The organism is Pantoea sp. Ep11b (assembly GCF_040783975.1).
In the GTDB taxonomy this organism is placed as follows: domain Bacteria; phylum Pseudomonadota; class Gammaproteobacteria; order Enterobacterales; family Enterobacteriaceae; genus Pantoea.
Window position 1 is genome coordinate 3562305 of sequence record NZ_CP160631.1, and the last position, 17709, is coordinate 3580013.

19 protein-coding genes are annotated in these 17709 nt (G+C 54.3%); 6 read left to right on the top strand and 13 right to left on the bottom strand.

Annotation, left to right across the window (positions count from 1 at the left end):
- Window positions 1-70 precede the first annotated feature (70 nt).
- The 4 genes from thyA to rppH all read right to left on the bottom strand — a co-directional run bounded on the left by thyA (window position 71) and on the right by rppH (window position 4794).
- Window positions 71-865 carry a thymidylate synthase gene (thyA, locus tag AB1748_RS16710; protein WP_111140834.1) on the bottom strand — a complete coding sequence of 265 codons (795 nt, stop codon included), beginning with the start codon at window positions 863-865 and terminating at the stop codon, window positions 71-73.
- On the bottom strand, window positions 862-1743 hold the full coding sequence (lgt, locus tag AB1748_RS16715; RefSeq protein WP_111140839.1) for a prolipoprotein diacylglyceryl transferase: 882 nt from the start codon (window positions 1741-1743) through the stop codon (window positions 862-864). The genes thyA and lgt overlap by 4 nt, the downstream gene beginning before the upstream one ends.
- 264 nt (window positions 1744-2007) lie before the next feature.
- Window positions 2008-4254, bottom strand: a complete 2247-nt coding sequence (gene ptsP, locus AB1748_RS16720) for a phosphoenolpyruvate--protein phosphotransferase (protein WP_111140835.1) — start codon at window positions 4252-4254, stop codon at window positions 2008-2010.
- 12 nt (window positions 4255-4266) lie between these two features.
- On the bottom strand, window positions 4267-4794 hold the full coding sequence (gene rppH / locus AB1748_RS16725) for an RNA pyrophosphohydrolase (RefSeq protein ID WP_111140836.1): 528 nt from the start codon (window positions 4792-4794) through the stop codon (window positions 4267-4269).
- 684 nt (window positions 4795-5478) lie between these two features.
- Here rppH and mutH point away from each other — a divergent pair.
- From mutH to AB1748_RS16745, 4 genes are all read left to right on the top strand, one after another.
- Window positions 5479-6156, top strand: a complete 678-nt coding sequence (mutH, locus tag AB1748_RS16730) for a DNA mismatch repair endonuclease MutH (RefSeq protein WP_111140837.1) — start codon at window positions 5479-5481, stop codon at window positions 6154-6156.
- 98 nt (window positions 6157-6254) lie between these two features.
- Window positions 6255-6965: a TerC family protein gene (locus AB1748_RS16735; RefSeq protein ID WP_293770406.1), complete on the top strand. Its 711-nt coding sequence runs from the start codon at window positions 6255-6257 to the stop codon at window positions 6963-6965.
- A 118-nt stretch (window positions 6966-7083) separates the two neighbouring features.
- Window positions 7084-7302, top strand: a complete 219-nt coding sequence (locus AB1748_RS16740) for a YgdI/YgdR family lipoprotein (protein WP_111141762.1) — start codon at window positions 7084-7086, stop codon at window positions 7300-7302.
- Between the two features lie 140 nt (window positions 7303-7442).
- Window positions 7443-8483: an NADP(H)-dependent aldo-keto reductase gene (locus AB1748_RS16745; protein WP_111141760.1), complete on the top strand. Its 1041-nt coding sequence runs from the start codon at window positions 7443-7445 to the stop codon at window positions 8481-8483.
- A 38-nt stretch (window positions 8484-8521) separates the two neighbouring features.
- On the opposite strand, the gene AB1748_RS16750 is transcribed toward AB1748_RS16745, so the two are convergent.
- Both AB1748_RS16750 and lysA read right to left on the bottom strand, forming a co-directional pair.
- Window positions 8522-8974, bottom strand: coding sequence for a GNAT family N-acetyltransferase (locus AB1748_RS16750; RefSeq protein ID WP_367395799.1), 453 nt, complete (start codon window positions 8972-8974; stop codon window positions 8522-8524).
- 161 nt (window positions 8975-9135) lie between these two features.
- A complete protein-coding gene (lysA, locus tag AB1748_RS16755; protein ID WP_293770407.1) occupies window positions 9136-10392 on the bottom strand; it encodes a diaminopimelate decarboxylase in 1257 nt (418 codons plus the stop codon).
- A gap of 102 nt (window positions 10393-10494) precedes the next feature.
- On the opposite strand from lysA, the gene AB1748_RS16760 reads away from it, so the two are divergent.
- The gene (locus AB1748_RS16760) at window positions 10495-11415 is read left to right on the top strand and encodes a LysR family transcriptional regulator (RefSeq protein ID WP_111141754.1); all 921 of its coding nucleotides are present in this window, start codon (window positions 10495-10497) and stop codon (window positions 11413-11415) included.
- Here the strand turns inward: AB1748_RS16760 and AB1748_RS16765 are convergent.
- Window positions 11412-12575, bottom strand: a complete 1164-nt coding sequence (locus AB1748_RS16765) for an MFS transporter (RefSeq protein ID WP_293770408.1) — start codon at window positions 12573-12575, stop codon at window positions 11412-11414. The genes AB1748_RS16760 and AB1748_RS16765 overlap by 4 nt on opposite strands.
- A 333-nt stretch (window positions 12576-12908) precedes the next feature.
- Between AB1748_RS16765 and AB1748_RS16770 the strand changes: the two genes are divergently transcribed.
- Window positions 12909-13535, top strand: coding sequence for a trypsin-like peptidase domain-containing protein (locus tag AB1748_RS16770; RefSeq protein ID WP_111141750.1), 627 nt, complete (start codon window positions 12909-12911; stop codon window positions 13533-13535).
- Between the two features lie 37 nt (window positions 13536-13572).
- Here AB1748_RS16770 and AB1748_RS16775 read toward each other — a convergent pair whose 3' ends face one another.
- From AB1748_RS16775 to AB1748_RS16800, 6 genes are all read right to left on the bottom strand, one after another.
- Window positions 13573-14541, bottom strand: coding sequence for a fimbrial protein (locus tag AB1748_RS16775; RefSeq protein WP_111141748.1), 969 nt, complete (start codon window positions 14539-14541; stop codon window positions 13573-13575).
- Window positions 14542-14625: 84 nt separating this feature from the next.
- Window positions 14626-15180, bottom strand: coding sequence for a fimbrial protein (locus tag AB1748_RS16780; protein WP_367395800.1), 555 nt, complete (start codon window positions 15178-15180; stop codon window positions 14626-14628).
- Window positions 15180-15689, bottom strand: coding sequence for a fimbrial protein (locus AB1748_RS16785; RefSeq protein ID WP_111141744.1), 510 nt, complete (start codon window positions 15687-15689; stop codon window positions 15180-15182). Before AB1748_RS16785 ends, AB1748_RS16780 begins: the two co-directional genes overlap by 1 nt.
- 12 nt (window positions 15690-15701) lie before the next feature.
- Window positions 15702-16250 carry a fimbrial protein gene (locus tag AB1748_RS16790; RefSeq protein ID WP_367395801.1) on the bottom strand — a complete coding sequence of 183 codons (549 nt, stop codon included), beginning with the start codon at window positions 16248-16250 and terminating at the stop codon, window positions 15702-15704.
- 9 nt (window positions 16251-16259) lie between these two features.
- Window positions 16260-16898: a fimbrial protein gene (locus tag AB1748_RS16795; protein ID WP_367395802.1), complete on the bottom strand. Its 639-nt coding sequence runs from the start codon at window positions 16896-16898 to the stop codon at window positions 16260-16262.
- A 43-nt stretch (window positions 16899-16941) separates the two neighbouring features.
- On the bottom strand, window positions 16942-17688 hold the full coding sequence (locus tag AB1748_RS16800; RefSeq protein ID WP_293770412.1) for a fimbria/pilus periplasmic chaperone: 747 nt from the start codon (window positions 17686-17688) through the stop codon (window positions 16942-16944).
- Window positions 17689-17709 lie beyond the last annotated feature (21 nt).

The following is a 17709-nucleotide window of genomic DNA, read 5'->3' on the forward strand; positions in this document are numbered from 1 at the left end:
CCGCAGATTCAGCGTTCGGCGGGCAAAAAAAAGCCCCGGTTGCGAGCCAGGGCTTTCTCATTTTTATCGATCAGATGGCGACCGGGGCTTTGATCGCGGGATGCGGATCGTAGCCTTCAATCTCAAAGTCGTCGAACTGATAGTCAAACAGTGACGCCGGTTTGCGCTTAATGACCAGCTTTGGCAGCGGACGCGGTTCGCGGGTCAGCTGCAGGCGCGCCTGCTCCAGATGGTTACTGTAGAGGTGCGTATCGCCACCAGTCCAGACAAAGTCGCCGACCTGCAGATCGCACTGCTGCGCGACCATGTGCACCAGCAGCGCATAGCTGGCGATGTTAAACGGCAGGCCCAGGAAGATGTCACACGAACGCTGATAGAGCTGGCAGGAGAGCTTGCCGTCCGCCACGTAGAACTGAAAGAACGCGTGGCAGGGTGCCAGCGCCATCTCACTGAGTTCACCGACGTTCCAGGCAGAGACGATAATCCGGCGGGAGTCGGGATCGCGCTTCAGCTGCTCCATCACCTGGCTTAACTGGTCAATCTCCTGGCCGCTGGCGGTTCCCCAGCTGCGCCACTGCTTACCATAGACCGGGCCAAGATCGCCGTTCTCATCCGCCCACTCATCCCAGATCGAGACCTTGTTCTCTTTGAGATAGCCGATGTTGGTGTCACCTTTCAGGAACCACAGCAGCTCATGAATAATCGAGCGGATATGGCATTTTTTGGTGGTGACCAGCGGAAAACCATCCTGCAGATTGAAACGCATCTGGTGACCAAAAATTGAAAGCGTACCGGTGCCGGTACGGTCAGCTTTTGGTGTGCCTTCGTTCAGCACATGCTGCATTAAATCCAGATACTGTTTCATTTTTCCTCGCGAAATTGGGGCTGCGGGCGACGACGATACGCCCAGATCATCATAATAATGCCGGCAACAATCATCGGCACAGAGAGGATCTGGCCCATGCTGATGCCGCCTTCAAACAGGCCAAGCTGAGCATCCGGCTGGCGGAAGAATTCCACGATAATGCGGAATGCGCCATAGCCAATCAGGAACAGGCCAGAGACGCTGCCCATCGGGCGTGGCTTGCGGATAAACAGGTTGAGGATGATAAAGAGTACAATACCTTCCAGCGCCAGTTCATAGAGCTGCGACGCGTGACGCGGCAGCACGCCGTAGGTATTCAGCAGGGCCTGATACTGCGGATTGCTGGCGGCCAGCGCGACATCCTCGCTGCGTGAGCCGGGGAAGAGCATGGCATAGCGGAAGTTCGGATCGACACGTCCCCAGAGTTCGCCGTTAATGAAGTTGCCGAGACGTCCGGCACCCAGACCAAACGGGATCAGCGGTGCAATAAAATCAGAGACCTGGAAGAAGGTGCGTTTGGTGCGGCGGGCAAAGATCAGCATCACCACAATCACCCCGATCAGGCCACCGTGGAACGACATACCGCCATCCCAGACCTTGAAGAGATAGAGAGGGTTTTCCAAAAACAGCGGCAGATTGTAGAACAGCACATAGCCGATACGTCCGCCCAGGAAGACCCCCAGGAAACCGGCGTACAGCAGGTTCTCAACTTCCTCTTTCTTCCAGCCGCTGCCAGGTTTATTTGCCCGGCGTACCGCCAGCCACATGGCAAAAACAAAGCCCACCAGATACATCAGTCCGTACCAGTGAAGCGAAACCGGTCCGATCGAAAAGATCACCGGATCGAACTGCGGAAATGCAATATAGCCGTTATTCATCATTCACCGTCTATTTTTCAGCCCTGAAAAGGGGTGTTGTCAGGCACATAAATTAAGGCTGCGCATCATAGCACAGCCGGTTTTGTGAAATGCCGCGCAAATGTAAACGCGGATAACCCGTTTAGCCTGCCCCGTCGGAGGCACCCGTTGCAGCCACTCCGTACAGGGACAGCGCGGAACCACCGGAGCGTACAGAGAGTACGTGAGGATGGTAAGCACTGACTGGAGCCGGAATGGCAGAACATCGCCTGACGAGCCAGGCGGTCAGCGACCGCCGCGAATCAACCCACCCAGACCGCGCCGCTCCATAAAGGCTGAAACCAGATGGCGGACTTCGGTGGCGGTGTGAGCATGCATCCCCTGCTCGCTCAGCGCCTGCGCCTCTTCATAATCCAGATGACGCAGCAGATATTTCACGCGTGGCACGTTTTTGCCGTTCATGCTGAGGTGGTGATAACCCAGACCCACCAGCAGGGCGACGCACATCGGATCGCCTGCCATTTCACCACACAGGCATAATTCGAGATTAGCCAGACGGGCTTCCTGGGCGATCGCATTCAGCGCGCGCAGCATCGCCGGATGCAGCGAATCATAGAGATTGGCAACGCGGGTGTTATTGCGGTCCACCGCCAGCAGATACTGTGTCAGGTCGTTGGTCCCGACTGAAACAAAATCGACCCGCGATGCCAGGTGCGGGATCATAAACAGCATCGACGGCACTTCGATCATGATGCCGATACGTGGCGCAGGAATGGCGTAACCCAACATCTCTTCCACTTCACGTCCGGCGCGATCGATCAGCTGTTTTGCATCATCGATCTCATCGATATGACTGATCATGGGCAGCAGAATACTGAGATTGCCGGAGGCGGCGTTGGCTCGCAGCATCGCGCGCACCTGCACCAGGAAAATCTCCGGCTGATCGAGCGTCAGGCGAATGCCGCGCCAGCCCAGGCAGGGATTCTCTTCACTGATCGGCATATAAGGCAGCTGCTTATCAGCCCCGACATCGAGCGTTCGCAGCGTCACCGGCTTATCGTGAAACAGCTGCAACATGCCCTGATACTGTGCCACCTGCTCCTCTTCCGACGGGAAGCCGTTCTGCAGCATAAAGGGGATTTCGGTGCGGTAGAGGCCGATGCCATCCACCCAGCTGCCCAGCGCCTGCTCATGCTCCGGGCTTAAGCCAGCGTTCAGCATCACCTGCACGCGCTCGCCACTTTTCAGCTCACCCGGCTGGTCGACGACCCCTTCCGCCATCCTGCTCAGCGCATTCTCTTCGCTGATCAGCCGCTGATACTCCTGCACCAGCACCGGCTCGGGATCGATCAACAGCTCACCACGGTAGCCATCGACGATCAGCAGGCGTTTATTGAGCTGATGAGGCTGAATATCTGCCCCCATCACCGTCGGAATGCCCATGGCACGCGTCAGGATAGCGGCGTGCGAGTTGGCCGCGCCATCACGCACCACCACGCCCGCCAGCCGCTCCTGCGGCAGCTCCGCTAAGGTGGTGGCGGTCAGCTCATCGGCCACCAGCACAAAACGCTCCGGCCAGGCGTTGGTCCCGACCAGCGTATCATCGAGGTGAAACAGCAGCCGCTGACCCAGCACCCGCAGATCGCCTGCGCGTTCGCGCAGATAGCTGTCACTCAGGCTGGCGAACTGCTTAGCAAATTTCTCGATGACCTGCTTTACGGCCCATTCGGCGACGGATCCGCGCTCGATCTCCGCGAAGAGATCCTTCTTCAGCCGGGCATCGGTCAACAGGTGAGAGTAGAGATCGAAGATAGCCGCGCTCTCTTTCTGGGCGCTGGCGCTGAAACGTTTGCTGAAGCGACGAAATTCATTGGCCGCTTCGCTCATGGCGAGCGACAGACGTTCGCGCTCACGCTGAACATCCAGCGTGGAGGCGGCGGAAACCTGATCGAGCAGTGGCTGTGTCTCATCGACCCAGCCCGGCGCCACGGCGACACCCGGTGCTGCCGCAATAGCACGCACCCGCGTCTGCCGGAACTGACCAAACAGTTGCCCCATCTGAGACTGCGACAGCAGCGTCGCCATCTGCGTGGCCAGCGTGACCAGAAACGACTCTTCGCTTTCATCAAACTGACGGTGTTCGCGCTGCTGCACTACCAGCACGCCGAGCAGCTGGCGACGACTGATAATGGGGACGCCGAGGAAGGAGCGATAGCGCTCCTCTTTCACTGAGGGAATATATTTGAAACTGGGGTGGCTCTGCGCATCCGCGAGGTTGATCGGTTCGGCCAGACGGCCCACTAAACCGACAATCCCTTCATCAAACGCCAGCGTCACCGTGCGGCCACGCGGCTTTTTAAGTCCGCGCGTCGCCATCAGGTAATAGCAGCGACGATCGTGGTCGGCGAGGTAAACGGAACAGACTTCCGTTTCCATCGCCAGACAGATCTCATTGACCAGAATGTCGAGTGCTTCATTGAGACGCGGCGCACTCGCCACTTTTTCTACAATTTCGCGCAACTGAGTGAGCATAAAGGGCGTGGCCTATCCTCTCTTACGTCGATGGGCAGGATTATTTCGCTGCCCCGCACTCTCCTGCATAGTCATCACCACGCCAGCGAATTCCTTCATCACCCGACGGTAGACATCGCGCTTGAAGGAGACAACCTGACGTACCGGATACCAGAAGCTGACCCAGCGCCAGCCGTCAAACTCCGGCGTGCTGCTGTGCTGCACATTGATATCCGCGTCATTACACATTAACTGCAAGAGAAACCACTTCTGTTTCTGGCCGATACATACCGGCTTTGTGTCCCAACGCACCAAACGTTTTGGCAACTTGTAACGCAACCAGTTACGGGTAGAAGCAAGTATTCGCACATCTTTCCGGTGTAATCCGACCTCTTCGAACAGTTCGCGATACATCGCCTGCTCTGCGGTTTCACCGGGATTGATGCCTCCCTGAGGAAATTGCCAGGAGTGCTGTCCAAAGCGCCTGGCCCATAACACTTGTCCCTGCCGGTTACAGATTACGATACCAACATTCGGGCGGTAGCCATCATCATCGATCACCGGACTACCTCAAAGCAAAATTTGAATGCGCTGATTGTTTCACACTCCTTACAGGCGGTAAACCACTGGATTCATGAGGGGTTAAGTCCTATTTATCGGGATAACTCACAGAAAATCGCGAAGTTATAAACAACAACCGCAAAAAAGATCGATCTTATTCACTATTTCTGTGGATAGCTTTGTGCAGAACGCGGGAGTTAACTGAATAACCCCCCAGGCGGGTAACGGATAGGCGGAATCAGAAAACTTATTATCTTACTGATTATATTGCCATTAAATTCAGAACGGTTATGCGGATGCTTTTTACAGACAGCGAATAGTTTTGCGACGGCTGACAAATGGTTAAAATTTAGCCGCTGCCTTTTTTATCCACAGATAATCGCTCAGAGTCAGGTCAGAGCGGTGAAATTATGCTCAGATCGCGAAAAGTCAAGGCTGTAAATGGAACCAGTACCGCACACAATGGGGGGTTATCCCATTTTTCTGTGGATAACCGGACTGGAGATCCTGTTCATTCTTGCGGGTAAGCTGGGATAACCCGGGCTTCCTGTGGATGACCCAAAGGCTCTGCAGTAAAAAAAGCGCGATCAATCATGTTATTATCGCTCCCGGAGACGGTTTATTTTCGTCAACGGTTTTATCTGTCCGCCTCTGTACATTTTTTAACCACCACGAGTGAGCAACATGAGTAACCAGCCCGGACCACCCGAAGACGAAGCCAGCCTGCTGGCACGCGCCCAGGCGTTAGCCGGATTCACCCTGGAAACACTGGCGGCGCGCGCGGGCCTGCCGATGCCTGCCGATCTGAAACGTGATAAAGGCTGGGTCGGAATGCTGCTGGAGTGGCACCTTGGTGCCTGCGCTGGCAGCAAAGCGGAACAGGATTTTGCGCATCTGGGCATTGAACTGAAAACCATCCCGATTGATGCGCAGGGTAAACCGCTGGAAACTACCTTTGTCTGCGTCGCGCCCCTGACCGGCAACAGCGGCGTCACCTGGCAGACCAGCCATGTCCGCCATAAGCTGGCCCGCGTCCTCTGGATCCCGGTGGAAGGCGAACGGGCGATCCCATTGCGTGAACGCCGTGTCGGCGCGCCGCTGTTATGGAGCCCGGACGAGAAAGAAGATGAGATGCTGCGCCAGGACTGGGAAGAGCTGATGGATATGATCGTGCTGGGACGCGTCGAGCAGATCACGGCACGCCATGGTGCCTGGCTGCAGATCCGTCCTAAAGCCGCCAACAGCAAGGCACTGACCGAAGGTATTGGCGATCAGGGCCAGCCGATCATGACCCTGCCGCGCGGCTTTTACCTCAAAAAGAGTTTCACCGGGCCACTGCTGGCGCGCCATTTTCTGCTCTGAATCGCCTTCAATACTGACAGGACCGCAATTTTGCGGGAGATCGGCGAACCGAATGCGTATAATCGCCGTTTACTTTTCGTTTAGGATTGAATGTCGGTATGTTTGAGTGGATTTCTGATCCCAACGCCTGGCTGGCGCTGGGTACCCTGACCATCCTTGAGGTGGTGCTGGGTATCGATAACATCATTTTCCTGTCACTGGTGGTCGCAAAACTGCCGAAACATCAGCAAGCCAGCGCACGCCGCATCGGTCTGATGGGCGCGATGTTAATGCGTCTGGGCCTGCTGGCTTCCATTGCGTGGGTCGCGCGTCTGACTAACCCGCTGTTCACGCTGATGGATCACCCCTTCTCCGCGCGCGATCTGATCCTGCTGTTTGGGGGCCTGTTCCTGCTGTGGAAATCGAGCATGGAGATCCATGAAACGATTGAAGGTGGCGAAGGCGAACATAATACGCGCGTGCACTCCTTCCTGGGCGCGATTGTGCAGATCATGATGCTCGACATCATTTTCAGCCTCGACTCCGTCATCACCGCCATCGGCCTTTCCGATCATCTGTTCATCATGATGGCGGCGGTCGTGATTGCCGTGTTTATGATGATGTTCGCCGCGCGAGCCATTGGTGAGTTTGTCGACCGCCATCCGTCCGTGAAAATGCTGGCGCTCTCTTTCCTGATTCTGGTCGGTTTTACCCTGATTCTGGAGAGTTTTGCGGTGCACGTACCAAAAGGTTACATTTATTTCGCCATGTTCTTCTCAATGGCGGTTGAGTGTCTTAACCTGATGCGCAGTAAGAAAAAGCACGCCTGAGAAAGTCAAGGGCGAGCCTGCTCGCCCGGTTATTTTCAGATTCCTTCGATTAACCCCGCCAGCAAAACCATTTATTACTACACTTTTTGCAATTGACGATTTGTGAGGATAAGGCGTGATGAGAGGGTTGGCAGGGGCAGCACTGATAGTAATGACCGCAGCATGCTTAAGCGGATGCAGTTCTGATTATGTTATGGCGACCAAAGATGGCCGGATGATCATGACCGAGGGGAAGCCCAGCATCGATAAAGAGACGGGCCTGGTGGAATACACCGATCAGACAGGCCACGCCGTGCAGATTAACAGCGATGAGGTCTCAACGATCATTGAACGTTAAGTACCTGTTTTGATCACCTGTCAACGATTCCCCGCTGACAGGTGATTTCCCCGACTTTTCCCCCTTCCTTCCCCGCCGTTGCTCGCGCTATAGTCCCTGAGGACACAACATTCCGTTCCATAAAGAAAAGGACGCTGGCAATGCACTATCATCGTATTCCCCACAGCACGCTGGAAGTGAGTCAGCTGGGACTGGGCACTATGACGTTTGGCGAACAGAATAGCGAAGCCGACGCGCATGCTCAGCTGGATTTGGCTATCCGTTCCGGCATCAACCTGATTGATACTGCCGAGATGTATCCGGTGCCACCGCGCCCGGAAACCCAGGGTCTGACTGAACGCTATATTGGCAGCTGGCTTAAACAGCGCGGTTGTCGCGACAAAGTCATTCTGGCCAGCAAAGTCGCCGGACCAACGCGCGGCGCTGATGCCTCCATTCGTCCCGATATGGCGCTGGATCGTAAAAATATCCGTGCCGCGCTCGACGCCAGCCTGAAACGCCTGAACACCGACTACCTTGATCTCTACCAGCTGCACTGGCCTCAGCGCCAGACCAACTTTTTTGGCAAGCTCGGCTATCAGTACAGCGAAACCACCGCACAGGTGACGCTGCTGGAGACGCTGGAAGCACTGACTGAACAGGTGCGCGCCGGTAAGATCCGCTATATCGGCGTGTCGAATGAAACCGCGTGGGGCGTAATGCGCTACCTGCAGCTGGCGGAAAAACATGAGCTGCCGCGTATCGTCAGCATTCAGAATCCCTACAGCCTGCTGAACCGCAGCTTTGAGGTGGGTCTGGCGGAGATCAGCCAGCATGAAGGGGTTGAGCTGCTGGCCTACTCCAGCCTGGCCTTTGGCACGCTGAGCGGCAAATATCTCAACGGCGCACAGCCCGCAGGCGCGCGTAACACGCTGTTCAGCCGCTTCACCCGCTACAGCGGCGAGCAGTCACAGCAGGCGATTGCCGAATATGTGGCTCTGGCTCAGCAGCATCAGATCGATCCGTCGCAGATGGCACTCGCCTATGTGCGTCAGCAGCCATTTGTAGCCAGCACGCTGCTGGGTGCCACCACGCTTGAGCAGCTGCAGATGAATATCGACAGCTTCAATCTGACCTTAAATGCAGAGATCCTGGAAGGTATTGAGGCGATCCATCGTCGCTATACCTATCCGGCTCCCTGATCACGCCTGCCAGCTGCCTCCCTGGCGGCTGGCCTCGCTTACAGGTCGCGGCAATAGAGCATGACCGGTTTGTCAGGATACTCCAGGGCTTCACCCTGTGGCAGCCAGCCAGACCGTTCGTAGTAGCCCGAAAAAGTGGACCATAGCCACAATCGCGGATAGCCCTGTTCCCGTGCCCACGCAATGACGTGCTGCTGCAACGCCTCACTCACGCCTTTGCCCCTTGCCGGTTCATCCACATAGAGAGCCGCCAGCCAGGGAAAGAGATCCTGACGGCTGATGAGGTCGCAGCGCCAGAAGCCGACGGTGCCGATCGCCCTGCCCGCCTCGATTGCAACAAAGGTGATCGGAAATTCAGCGCCGCTCAGGCTGCTGTTCACCACGCTGGCGAAAAACGCCCGGCTGTTAGCATCACCAAATGCGCGCCACTGCCAGTCGATGATCTGATCGGCAAACTGCGGCATTTCACTGAGCGGAACGATCTTAATCACACTCTTATCCTTTACTGGGAGTACAGATCCGGGCTTGAGATATCGCTGAAGGCCGCGCCAGAAAAGGCGATTTTCTTCGTCACCGCACGCAGACGAGACAGAGCACGCAGCCGTAATACGGGTCGTTGCTGAGGCGGCACGCTGGCCGCCAGAGAGGGGAATTAGCTGATTTCCAGTGCCAGCAACGACTGAATCGTCTGCGCACGGCGGATCTCGCGCGGCTGGCCCTGTTCGAACAGCACTTCCGGGATCAGTGGACGGCTGTTGTAGTTAGAGGACATCGAAGCGCCGTAGGCACCCGTGTCGTGGAAGACCAGATAATCGCCCACCTTTGCCGCCGGAAGCGCACGCGGCTCGACCATGCCACCCTCAAGCTGGGTAAAAACATCGCCCGACTCGCACAGCGGGCCTGCCACCACAGTATCAAGGGTCTGCTGCTCATCAATCGCCCGTTCGTCACCCGCCATCAGCGAAATATGGTGATAGCTGCCGTACATCGAAGGACGCATCAGGTCACTGAAACCGGCGTCGACCAGCACGAAGTGACGGCTGCCCATCGACTTCACCGCCCGGACCTGCGACACCAGCACACCCGCCTCGGCTACCAGGAAGCGGCCGGGTTCGATCTCCAGCTTGACTGCGTGGCCCAGATGCTGAGCAATACGCTGGCGTGCCGCATCCCAGAGCCCGAAGTAGTGCGCGGTATCGATAGCCTCTTCGCCATAGCGGTAAGGCACAGAAAGACCGCCGCCTGCGGAGATCGCTGTCAGATCCTGACCGGAAGCCATCACCAGTTCCACCATCGCATCACACACCTGCTGCAGATGCCCATAGTCCACGCCTGAACCGATGTGCATGTGAATGCCCACCAGTTTCAGGCCATGCTGCGTAATCGCAGCCAGCGCCTCCTCCAGGTCGCCGTGCCAGATTCCGTGCTTGCTGTTTTCACCGCCAGTATTGGTCTTCTGGCTGTGGCCGTGACCAAATCCCGGATTGACCCGCAGCCACACCGCATGTCCCGGCGACACCGCTCCCAGCTGATGCAGCATATCGATCGATCCGGCATTCACCGGCACCTTCAGCGCGGCGACCCGCTCCAGCGTCGGCTGATCAAACAGATCGGCGGTAAAGACGATCTCATCACCGCCGGGCTGATAACCGGCGGCCAGCGCACGCTCGATCTCGCCCAGAGAGACCGAATCAACCTTTACGCCTGCCGCGCGCATCAGGCGCAGAATATGGGTATTCGAGCAGGCTTTCTGCGCAAAGCGCACCACATCAAACGCCTGCAACTGGGCGATGCGCGCCTGAATGATCTGCGCATCGTAAGCCCAGAATGGTCCGGCATAGCGGCGTGCCAGCGGCAGCAGATGTGCGGCGTTAAGAGCAGTTTCGGTATTCTGTAAAGGACGTGGCATAGCAATTCTCCTGTGGCGATACCGGCATTAAGCCAGAAACATGCCATAGCGGAAAATATCTGTTTTAATAGGATCTATGCAGAATAGATATAGGAAGCGGCTGTGGCAAACATAAACTGGCGGCATATTGAGGTCTTTCACGCTGTCATGACCAGCGGCAATCTGACTCAGGCCGCTACGCTGCTGCACACCTCGCAGCCGACCGTCAGCCGGGAGCTGGCACGTCTGGAGCAGCAGCTGGGACTGGCGCTGTTCGCCCGGGTCCGCGGCCGCCTGCAACCCACGGTGCAGGGGCTGCGTCTGTTTGAAGAGGTTCAGCGATCCTGGTATGGGCTGGACCGCATCATGGAAGCCGCTGAGGGGCTGCGCCAGTTCCGCCAGGGAGAGCTGTCGATCGCCTGCCTGCCCGTGTTTTCGCAGTCGCTGCTGCCGCCGCTTTGCCAGCCTTTTTTGCAGTGCTACCCGGATGTAAGCCTCAACGTCATTCCTCAGGAGTCACCTCTGCTTGAAGAGTGGCTCTCTGCACAGCGTTACGATATCGGCTTAACCGAAACGCAGCACGCCCCGGCCGGTACGGATCGCCTCGCCCTGCTGACCTGTGATGAGGTGTGCGTGTTGCCGCAGCAGCATCCCCTCTGTAAGCGTGACGAGCTGACGCCTCAGGATTTTGCGGGCGAACAGTATGTCAGCCTGTCGCGCAGCGACAGCTATCGTCAGCTGCTGGATACGCTGTTTCAGGAAAAGGGCGTCGAACGACGTATGGTGATGGAGACTCACAGCGCGGCCTCGGTGTGTGCGATGGTCAGAGCAGGCGTAGGGATTTCGATCGTGAATCCGCTGACGGCGCTGGATTACGCCGACAGCGGTGTGGTGATGCGTAAGTTCAGCGTAGCGGTGCCGTTTACCGTCAGCCTGGTGAGGCCACGTCATCGCCCCGCTTCGGCGCTGGTCGATGCCTTTGTCAGCCACCTGCAGCAGCAGGTGGCTGACTTTCCGGCCCGTATCGCCGCGCGCCTGACTTAAGCGCGCGCCCTGACGGCCGCGCGTCCCGATTTGCGGAAGGTGATCAGGCAGATCAGCAGGCCGATAACAGCCAGCGCAGCCGCGGCAACCGGCACCGCCGTCAGACCAAATCCTTTGCCAATCACTGCACCGCCTGCCCATGCACCCAGCGCATTGCCGACGTTAAATGCCGAGATGTTCAGGGTGGACACCAGATTAGGCGCCTCTTTACCGTGACGAACCACGTTGATCTGCAGCCCCGGCACGGTAGCAAAGGTGGCCATCGCCCACAGGAACAGCGTGACCTCGGCCAGCCACAGCGCATGGCTGGTCCAGCTGAACAGCAGTGAGAAGATGGCGATCAGTGAGAAGCTGAGGATCAGGCTAAAGGAGACTTTCCAGTCGGCCAGCCGGCCGCCGAGAATGTTGCCGACCGTCAGGCCCGCGCCAATCAGGAACAGCGTCCAGCTCACTCCGCGACCGCTGATGCCGGTCACCTCTGACAGCAGCGGCGCAATATAACTGAACAGCGCGAACATCGCTGCGGCAAAGAACACCGTCATCAGCAGTGATAGCCACAGTTTGCCGTTAGCCAGCGCGCCGATTTCACTCGCCAGATGAACCGGTTTTTCCTCTCTGTTCTGCGGCAGACTCACGATCAGAGCGATAAAGGCCAGCACGCCAATCACCGCCACGCCCCAGAAGGTGGCCCGCCAGCCAAACATCTGTCCGAAGCTGGTGCCCAGCGGAACGCCAAGCACGTTGGCTAAGGTCAGGCCGGTAAACATCAGCGCCACGGCGGACGCCTGACGATCGGCAGGCACCAGACTGGCGGCGACCACCGCGCCAATACCAAAGAACGCACCGTGACAGAGTGCGGTAACGATCCGGGCCAGCATCAGCAGGTGATAATTGTAAGCCAGCGCGCACAGCAGATTACCGATGATAAAAATCACCATCAGCAGGATCAGCGTTTTTTTGCGCGGCAGCCGCGCGGTCAGCAGCGCCATAATCGGCGCGCCGATCGCCACACCCAGCGCATAGCCGCTGATCAGCCAGCCCGCCGAGGGAATCGACACCTGAAGGTCGCGGGCCACCTCCGGCAGCAATCCCATAATGACAAATTCCGTCGTTCCGATGGCGAACGCACTCAGCGCCAGCGCCAGTAATGCTACAGGCATAACACTCTCCCGGTCTTATTTGCAGGTGAACCGCGCAGCTGCGCAGCGCCACGACGCGCTTTAAAATTTGATCTGCGTCACGCGGCGTATTACAGCATAGCCCCGGAGAGCGACATAGCCTGCACGCAGCAAAGGATTATTGCCTGCACTGCAATAATCCTGCTGACGCGCTGACGTATCGCGTGCGTCTTGTGCGGGCCGCGCCAGGTTGTGATTTTCTGCTGAGCGTTTACGCTTTTTAACTGGGAATTAATTAATTAATTCGCAACCTTGCCGATATATCCCTAATAAATTGCCAGGTGATGTCATCCACTTCTGACGCAGGGAGAAAGAATGCAACGACTCATAGCCTTGATGGTTTTCGGCTTAACGGGTTGCTCGGTCGGTCACTATGAGTACAGTCGGGAAGCGGAAAAACGGGTTGATATGACCGTGACCGGTATTCCCACCATACTGGGTTTAGGTACGCTCGGTACTACCATCCCGCTGACGCCGGAATACAGCCTGACCGCTGCGCATGTGGCGAAATTTTCGCTTTACCGGGTCAAAGCCTGGCATCCTGAATGCGATCTGGCGGTGGTCTACCATAAGAACAGCGAAATGAACCTGCCCCCCAGCTTTCGCAATAGCCATATCGGCGATCGGGTTAATCTCTACGGCTACAGTTTTATTTCAGCCATGCCAGTCAGCTCCAGCGGACAGAACCTGATCAACACCACGCTGGCGAATAGCTGGAACAAGCCAGCATGTGTCGTGGTTGCGGCGAATGCGGGTGTGGTGAAAGGGATGTCGGGCGGCGCGGTGTATAACGCCTCTGATGATACGCTGGCAGGGGTGATTATTGGCTACAGTAACAACATTGATGACAATGCGACCGGCAAAACGCTCTATAAGAACGTGGCGCTCTATGTACCCTATGCACGATTTGAAAACTGGCTGCATCAGGCGATTAAGTCCTGAGATAAAACGCCCGATGCAGCGGGCTGACTGGGTTCAGTTAAAGCTCAGTAATAATAAGTGTGGCAGATGCCGTAAAATCACCCGTAGCAATACGGGTACCGGAAACCAGAGGGTTTCTGAGTGCACTGAAGACCAGATTCGTCGTCGCGGATCCTCCCGCCGGAACATTCATGGTGAAAGTGGAACCATTATTCAGTATGACGCCATTCGCCCGAACGGCGACGCCCAGCGCAGGATTGCTGGTTGTTATCTGAGATGACGACCAGAAGACAGGCGTCATATTCAGTTTTACCGAAAAATCGTGCTTACTGGAGCCGGAACAATTTAGCGTAAAGGGCTTAGTCTTGTCCGTTTCGGATCCCGGAAATGTGCCGATCGCCGAACGCTCCAGCGGCCCAAACGCCACATCAATGCTGGGTGTACTGGTACTGCAACTGTCTGCGGCGACACGGTTAATCGGTGCTGAACACTGTACCGTTCCTTTTGGCCATTCGGCGTTGATTCCCCATAATGCCCAGCCTGAGACGTAGTTTACACCGGTAATGCTAAGGCAAAGCCCTTTATAAACTCTGCCATCCCAGACATTATTGTCGGTCCCCCCTGCGTTAGGGCCTGTGACAAAATTCGCAGTAAGTTTGTTATTCCAGGGCATATTTTCAAAATATGAGGCAAATTCTCCCCAGTTTCTGGAAATCTGATAGATAGACTTTTCATACACCGGGCCAACCAGTTTGGTACAGCTTGTATCCGATACACAGTTTGCGAGATAGATTTGCATTACACTGGGAGAATAAGGCACAGGAACAGAATCATGCGCATTGCTTATTTTCTGAAGTATAAAAAATGTGCCTGGTCCGCATTGCACATCTGCTGCGGTAGTCTGATTAGGCCAGCAGGCAATAAGCTCAAAATCGTAAGCGTGAGCAGTTTTATTCAAAGAGAAAATAAAAACAAAGACAGATAATAATTTCAATGATAAAAAGCAGCCCGCCCTGATTAAATTCATACTTACCTCTCATTTTTTTCTATCTTAACAGCCATTTTTTTATAAAATTAACACTCACTAATCGTCTGTATCTTTACTATCAGGCTACTCATAATTAAGTGTAAAAGTCGCAACGGCGCTAAATTTACCCCGGATGATTGAACGATTCTGAATTGCGGTTGGTCTGCCCTGCACATATCCTTTCAGGACCAGTTCAGTAGTACCCGCAGTGAGCTCAAAAGCAGGCGTTGCCTTATTAAAGGGTAAAATGACACCGTCAGTAGTCTCAAGGCCAATAGCGATCCCCCTGGCCATGCCCGTTACTGCTAACATGTCCGTCAATTCACTGTCTGCGGTCCCGGAAAATGTCAACGACACGGTAGTACCCAGCGATAGATCGCACTCCAGCAAGCGCACAGTGAACGGCTGACTATGCGTACGCTGATTAATGTAGAGATATTTATCAATGATGGTATCAAAATCCAGTTCAATAACTTCTGTTTCAGGATCCAGCACGCAGGGGTCAGCAACCAGATTGCCTGAAAAATTCAGGTTATCGGTTACGCCATAGGCTCTTGAATTTATCAATAGCAGTAAAAAAAGGGTCAACAATCTGCCGGTTCTCGTTCTTTTAAAACAGCAGGATGATATTTTTTTCATTACTCATACTCCGCCAGCAATGTGGCCGTTGCATTAAAAGCGCCTTCATACAACGTCACACCTGATGCGACAGGCACAGCCTTGAGCACCGGAGGCGAATTGTAATCTATAACAAACGGCTGATTAATGATTACCGGCAAGCCATTCTGTAATATTCCAATCCCCAGCCCTGGAATATTGGTGTTAATAGCGCCCGTATTATAAGATGTCTGAGCGCCTTTCACTGTCATTTTCAGGTTTGCTGAGTCATCAGGATCTTCGCATTCAAGTGTGTAATTGATATCCTGGATATATCTTTTCCCATCGATTTTTTTGATACCCACATTACCAAACTCAATATAAATCATCCCGTCGTTGTTGATATGGCAGGGTTTACGTTTAAGCGTGCCGTGAATTTTAACGTCAAGGGTATCCCCCGTCTGAACGGCAAAGCAAAAGGGAATAACAAAAAAAATTATCGCTATTACACTGATGTACTTTGTTAACAGCGTATGAAGCCGGGCGTCCATCGTAATGAGTCCTTATAAATAGTCCACTTTCAGGGTTGCCGAAGCGTTGAATTCCTGTCCATTACTAAATTTAGCACCCGAATTTTTAACCAGTACAACATCCAGAGCAGGAGGCGAAGCTGCATTAATCGTAAACCATGTATTTGGACTTACCTTTTGACTATCCTGAAGCAATTTTATCCCTAATCCATTGACATCCGTGGTTAAAAGCGTGCTGTCAAAAGAAGCGGCTTCTCCAATCCATTCCATTTTGATTGTTTTTCCGTCCGCGTCACCTTTGCAGCTCAGGGAATAGTCAACGGCCTTTTTATAATAGTCACCGCTGATTTGATTAATGAATACATCACCAAATTCAATCTGAATCAGTTTATCGCTTCCGAACGTACAGGATGCGGTGGCGATAACTGTTCCTGTAATATTGACAGGAACAGGATTGACAGTAACGGCGCCCTGCGCACTGAGAAGCGGGACCAGTATACGTCCCAGAAAAATAGCGATCTTCCTGGTAAAAAAAGGGAGATCCGAAAATATCGATCTCTTTCCGCCATACTCTTCAGACATAAAATATCCTCAATCGTAATTCAACCGAAAATTAACGGTCGCAGTAAAAGGACCGACAACTAACGGCGCTGAGGTTCGTTCAGGGACGACATACCAGGTCAGTGCATCATGATAGGATGCAACAAAAAGTGGCTCGCTGCGGTAACCCAGTCGTACATTGCGTTGTTGATTATCAAGCAAACGTAAGCCCAGGCCCTGTGCGCCCTCTACCCTGACCAGTTCCGGCGTATCCGAATCCGCAGGCGCAATAAATGAGACGGAAACAACAGGCTGTTTGCTGTCCCATGTTGTTCCTCCCTTGATGGCATCCTGAAGATGGCCACCTGCTGATAAGCAATCACGCAGAATTAACTGGAACGGTATAGCTTCACCGCGCTGACCCAACGAGGTAAAATCTCCCGTTACCAGAGTGCCCAGGTTGATTTGTTGCCAGGCACTCTGCATTTCAAGCCGGCATGCTCCCTGGGTCAGTGCGCCGGTCACATAAAGCGTCCCTGATTCACCCTCAACCTGGCTAAAATCGTTCGCCCGGCTCAAAGGTGACAACAGGAGTGAAATGAAAATGATTAATGCCGTTTTAAATCCTGTACCCTTTTGCATCTTCGGAACGGCATTTCCCCTGCGGGAATAAGAAGTTCTGATATCCATATGCTGGTCCTGATTTTGTCATCAACGCCTGGTTCGCGCGGCATTAACCTTCTTTATACTCACCTACGCGACACTCTGTTCCATTGCAATGGAAAACCAATTTTGGCCGACCGCCATAATCGTTAATAAAGGTGATTTCAGGCGCGTTACCCATTTTTTCTGCACTGACCGGCAGTACCGCATTACTCTGCGGTGCAATCATCGTCGGTTTTACTTCAGAAAGTTCTTTATTTCCTGTACCCGCCGCTGCCACAGTGAAAAAATAGGGCGAACTATTATTTACCCGATACTTTCCATTTTCGCGAGTCAGTGTGACTTTTTCTTTAAACACAGCGATCATTTCTGATGAATTTTTCACTAATGCGTGCGGCCGATAGAACATCTTTATACGCGTCTGCAACGCAATCTGAAGCGTATTGGGTTTATTGCTGCGCGGAGGGATCTCGCGCAGGTTAAAATAAAAAAGCGTCTCCTTATTCTGTGAAAGCAAATTTATTCCAGGTAGTGACTGGATTTTTATCTGACTTTTAGCCTGTGGTTCGACCCGTTGCAACGGGGGCAACAAAATCAAAGGTGAATCAATTTTATTACCGTCAGCATCTTCAATCCATCCCTGAGCCAGATAGGGCAGTTCTTTATTTTTGTTACTGATATTCAGGCTCATCGATTTGCTGCCGCCATCGAAGATAATACGTGTGCGGTCAAGGGCAATAGCAGCATTTGCCTGCTGAACCAGCATAGCGCCCAGAAAAAAGCTCATTAATGCAGCCGGTATTAACTTCATTTTCATAGCGATTCTCACTTTGTAATG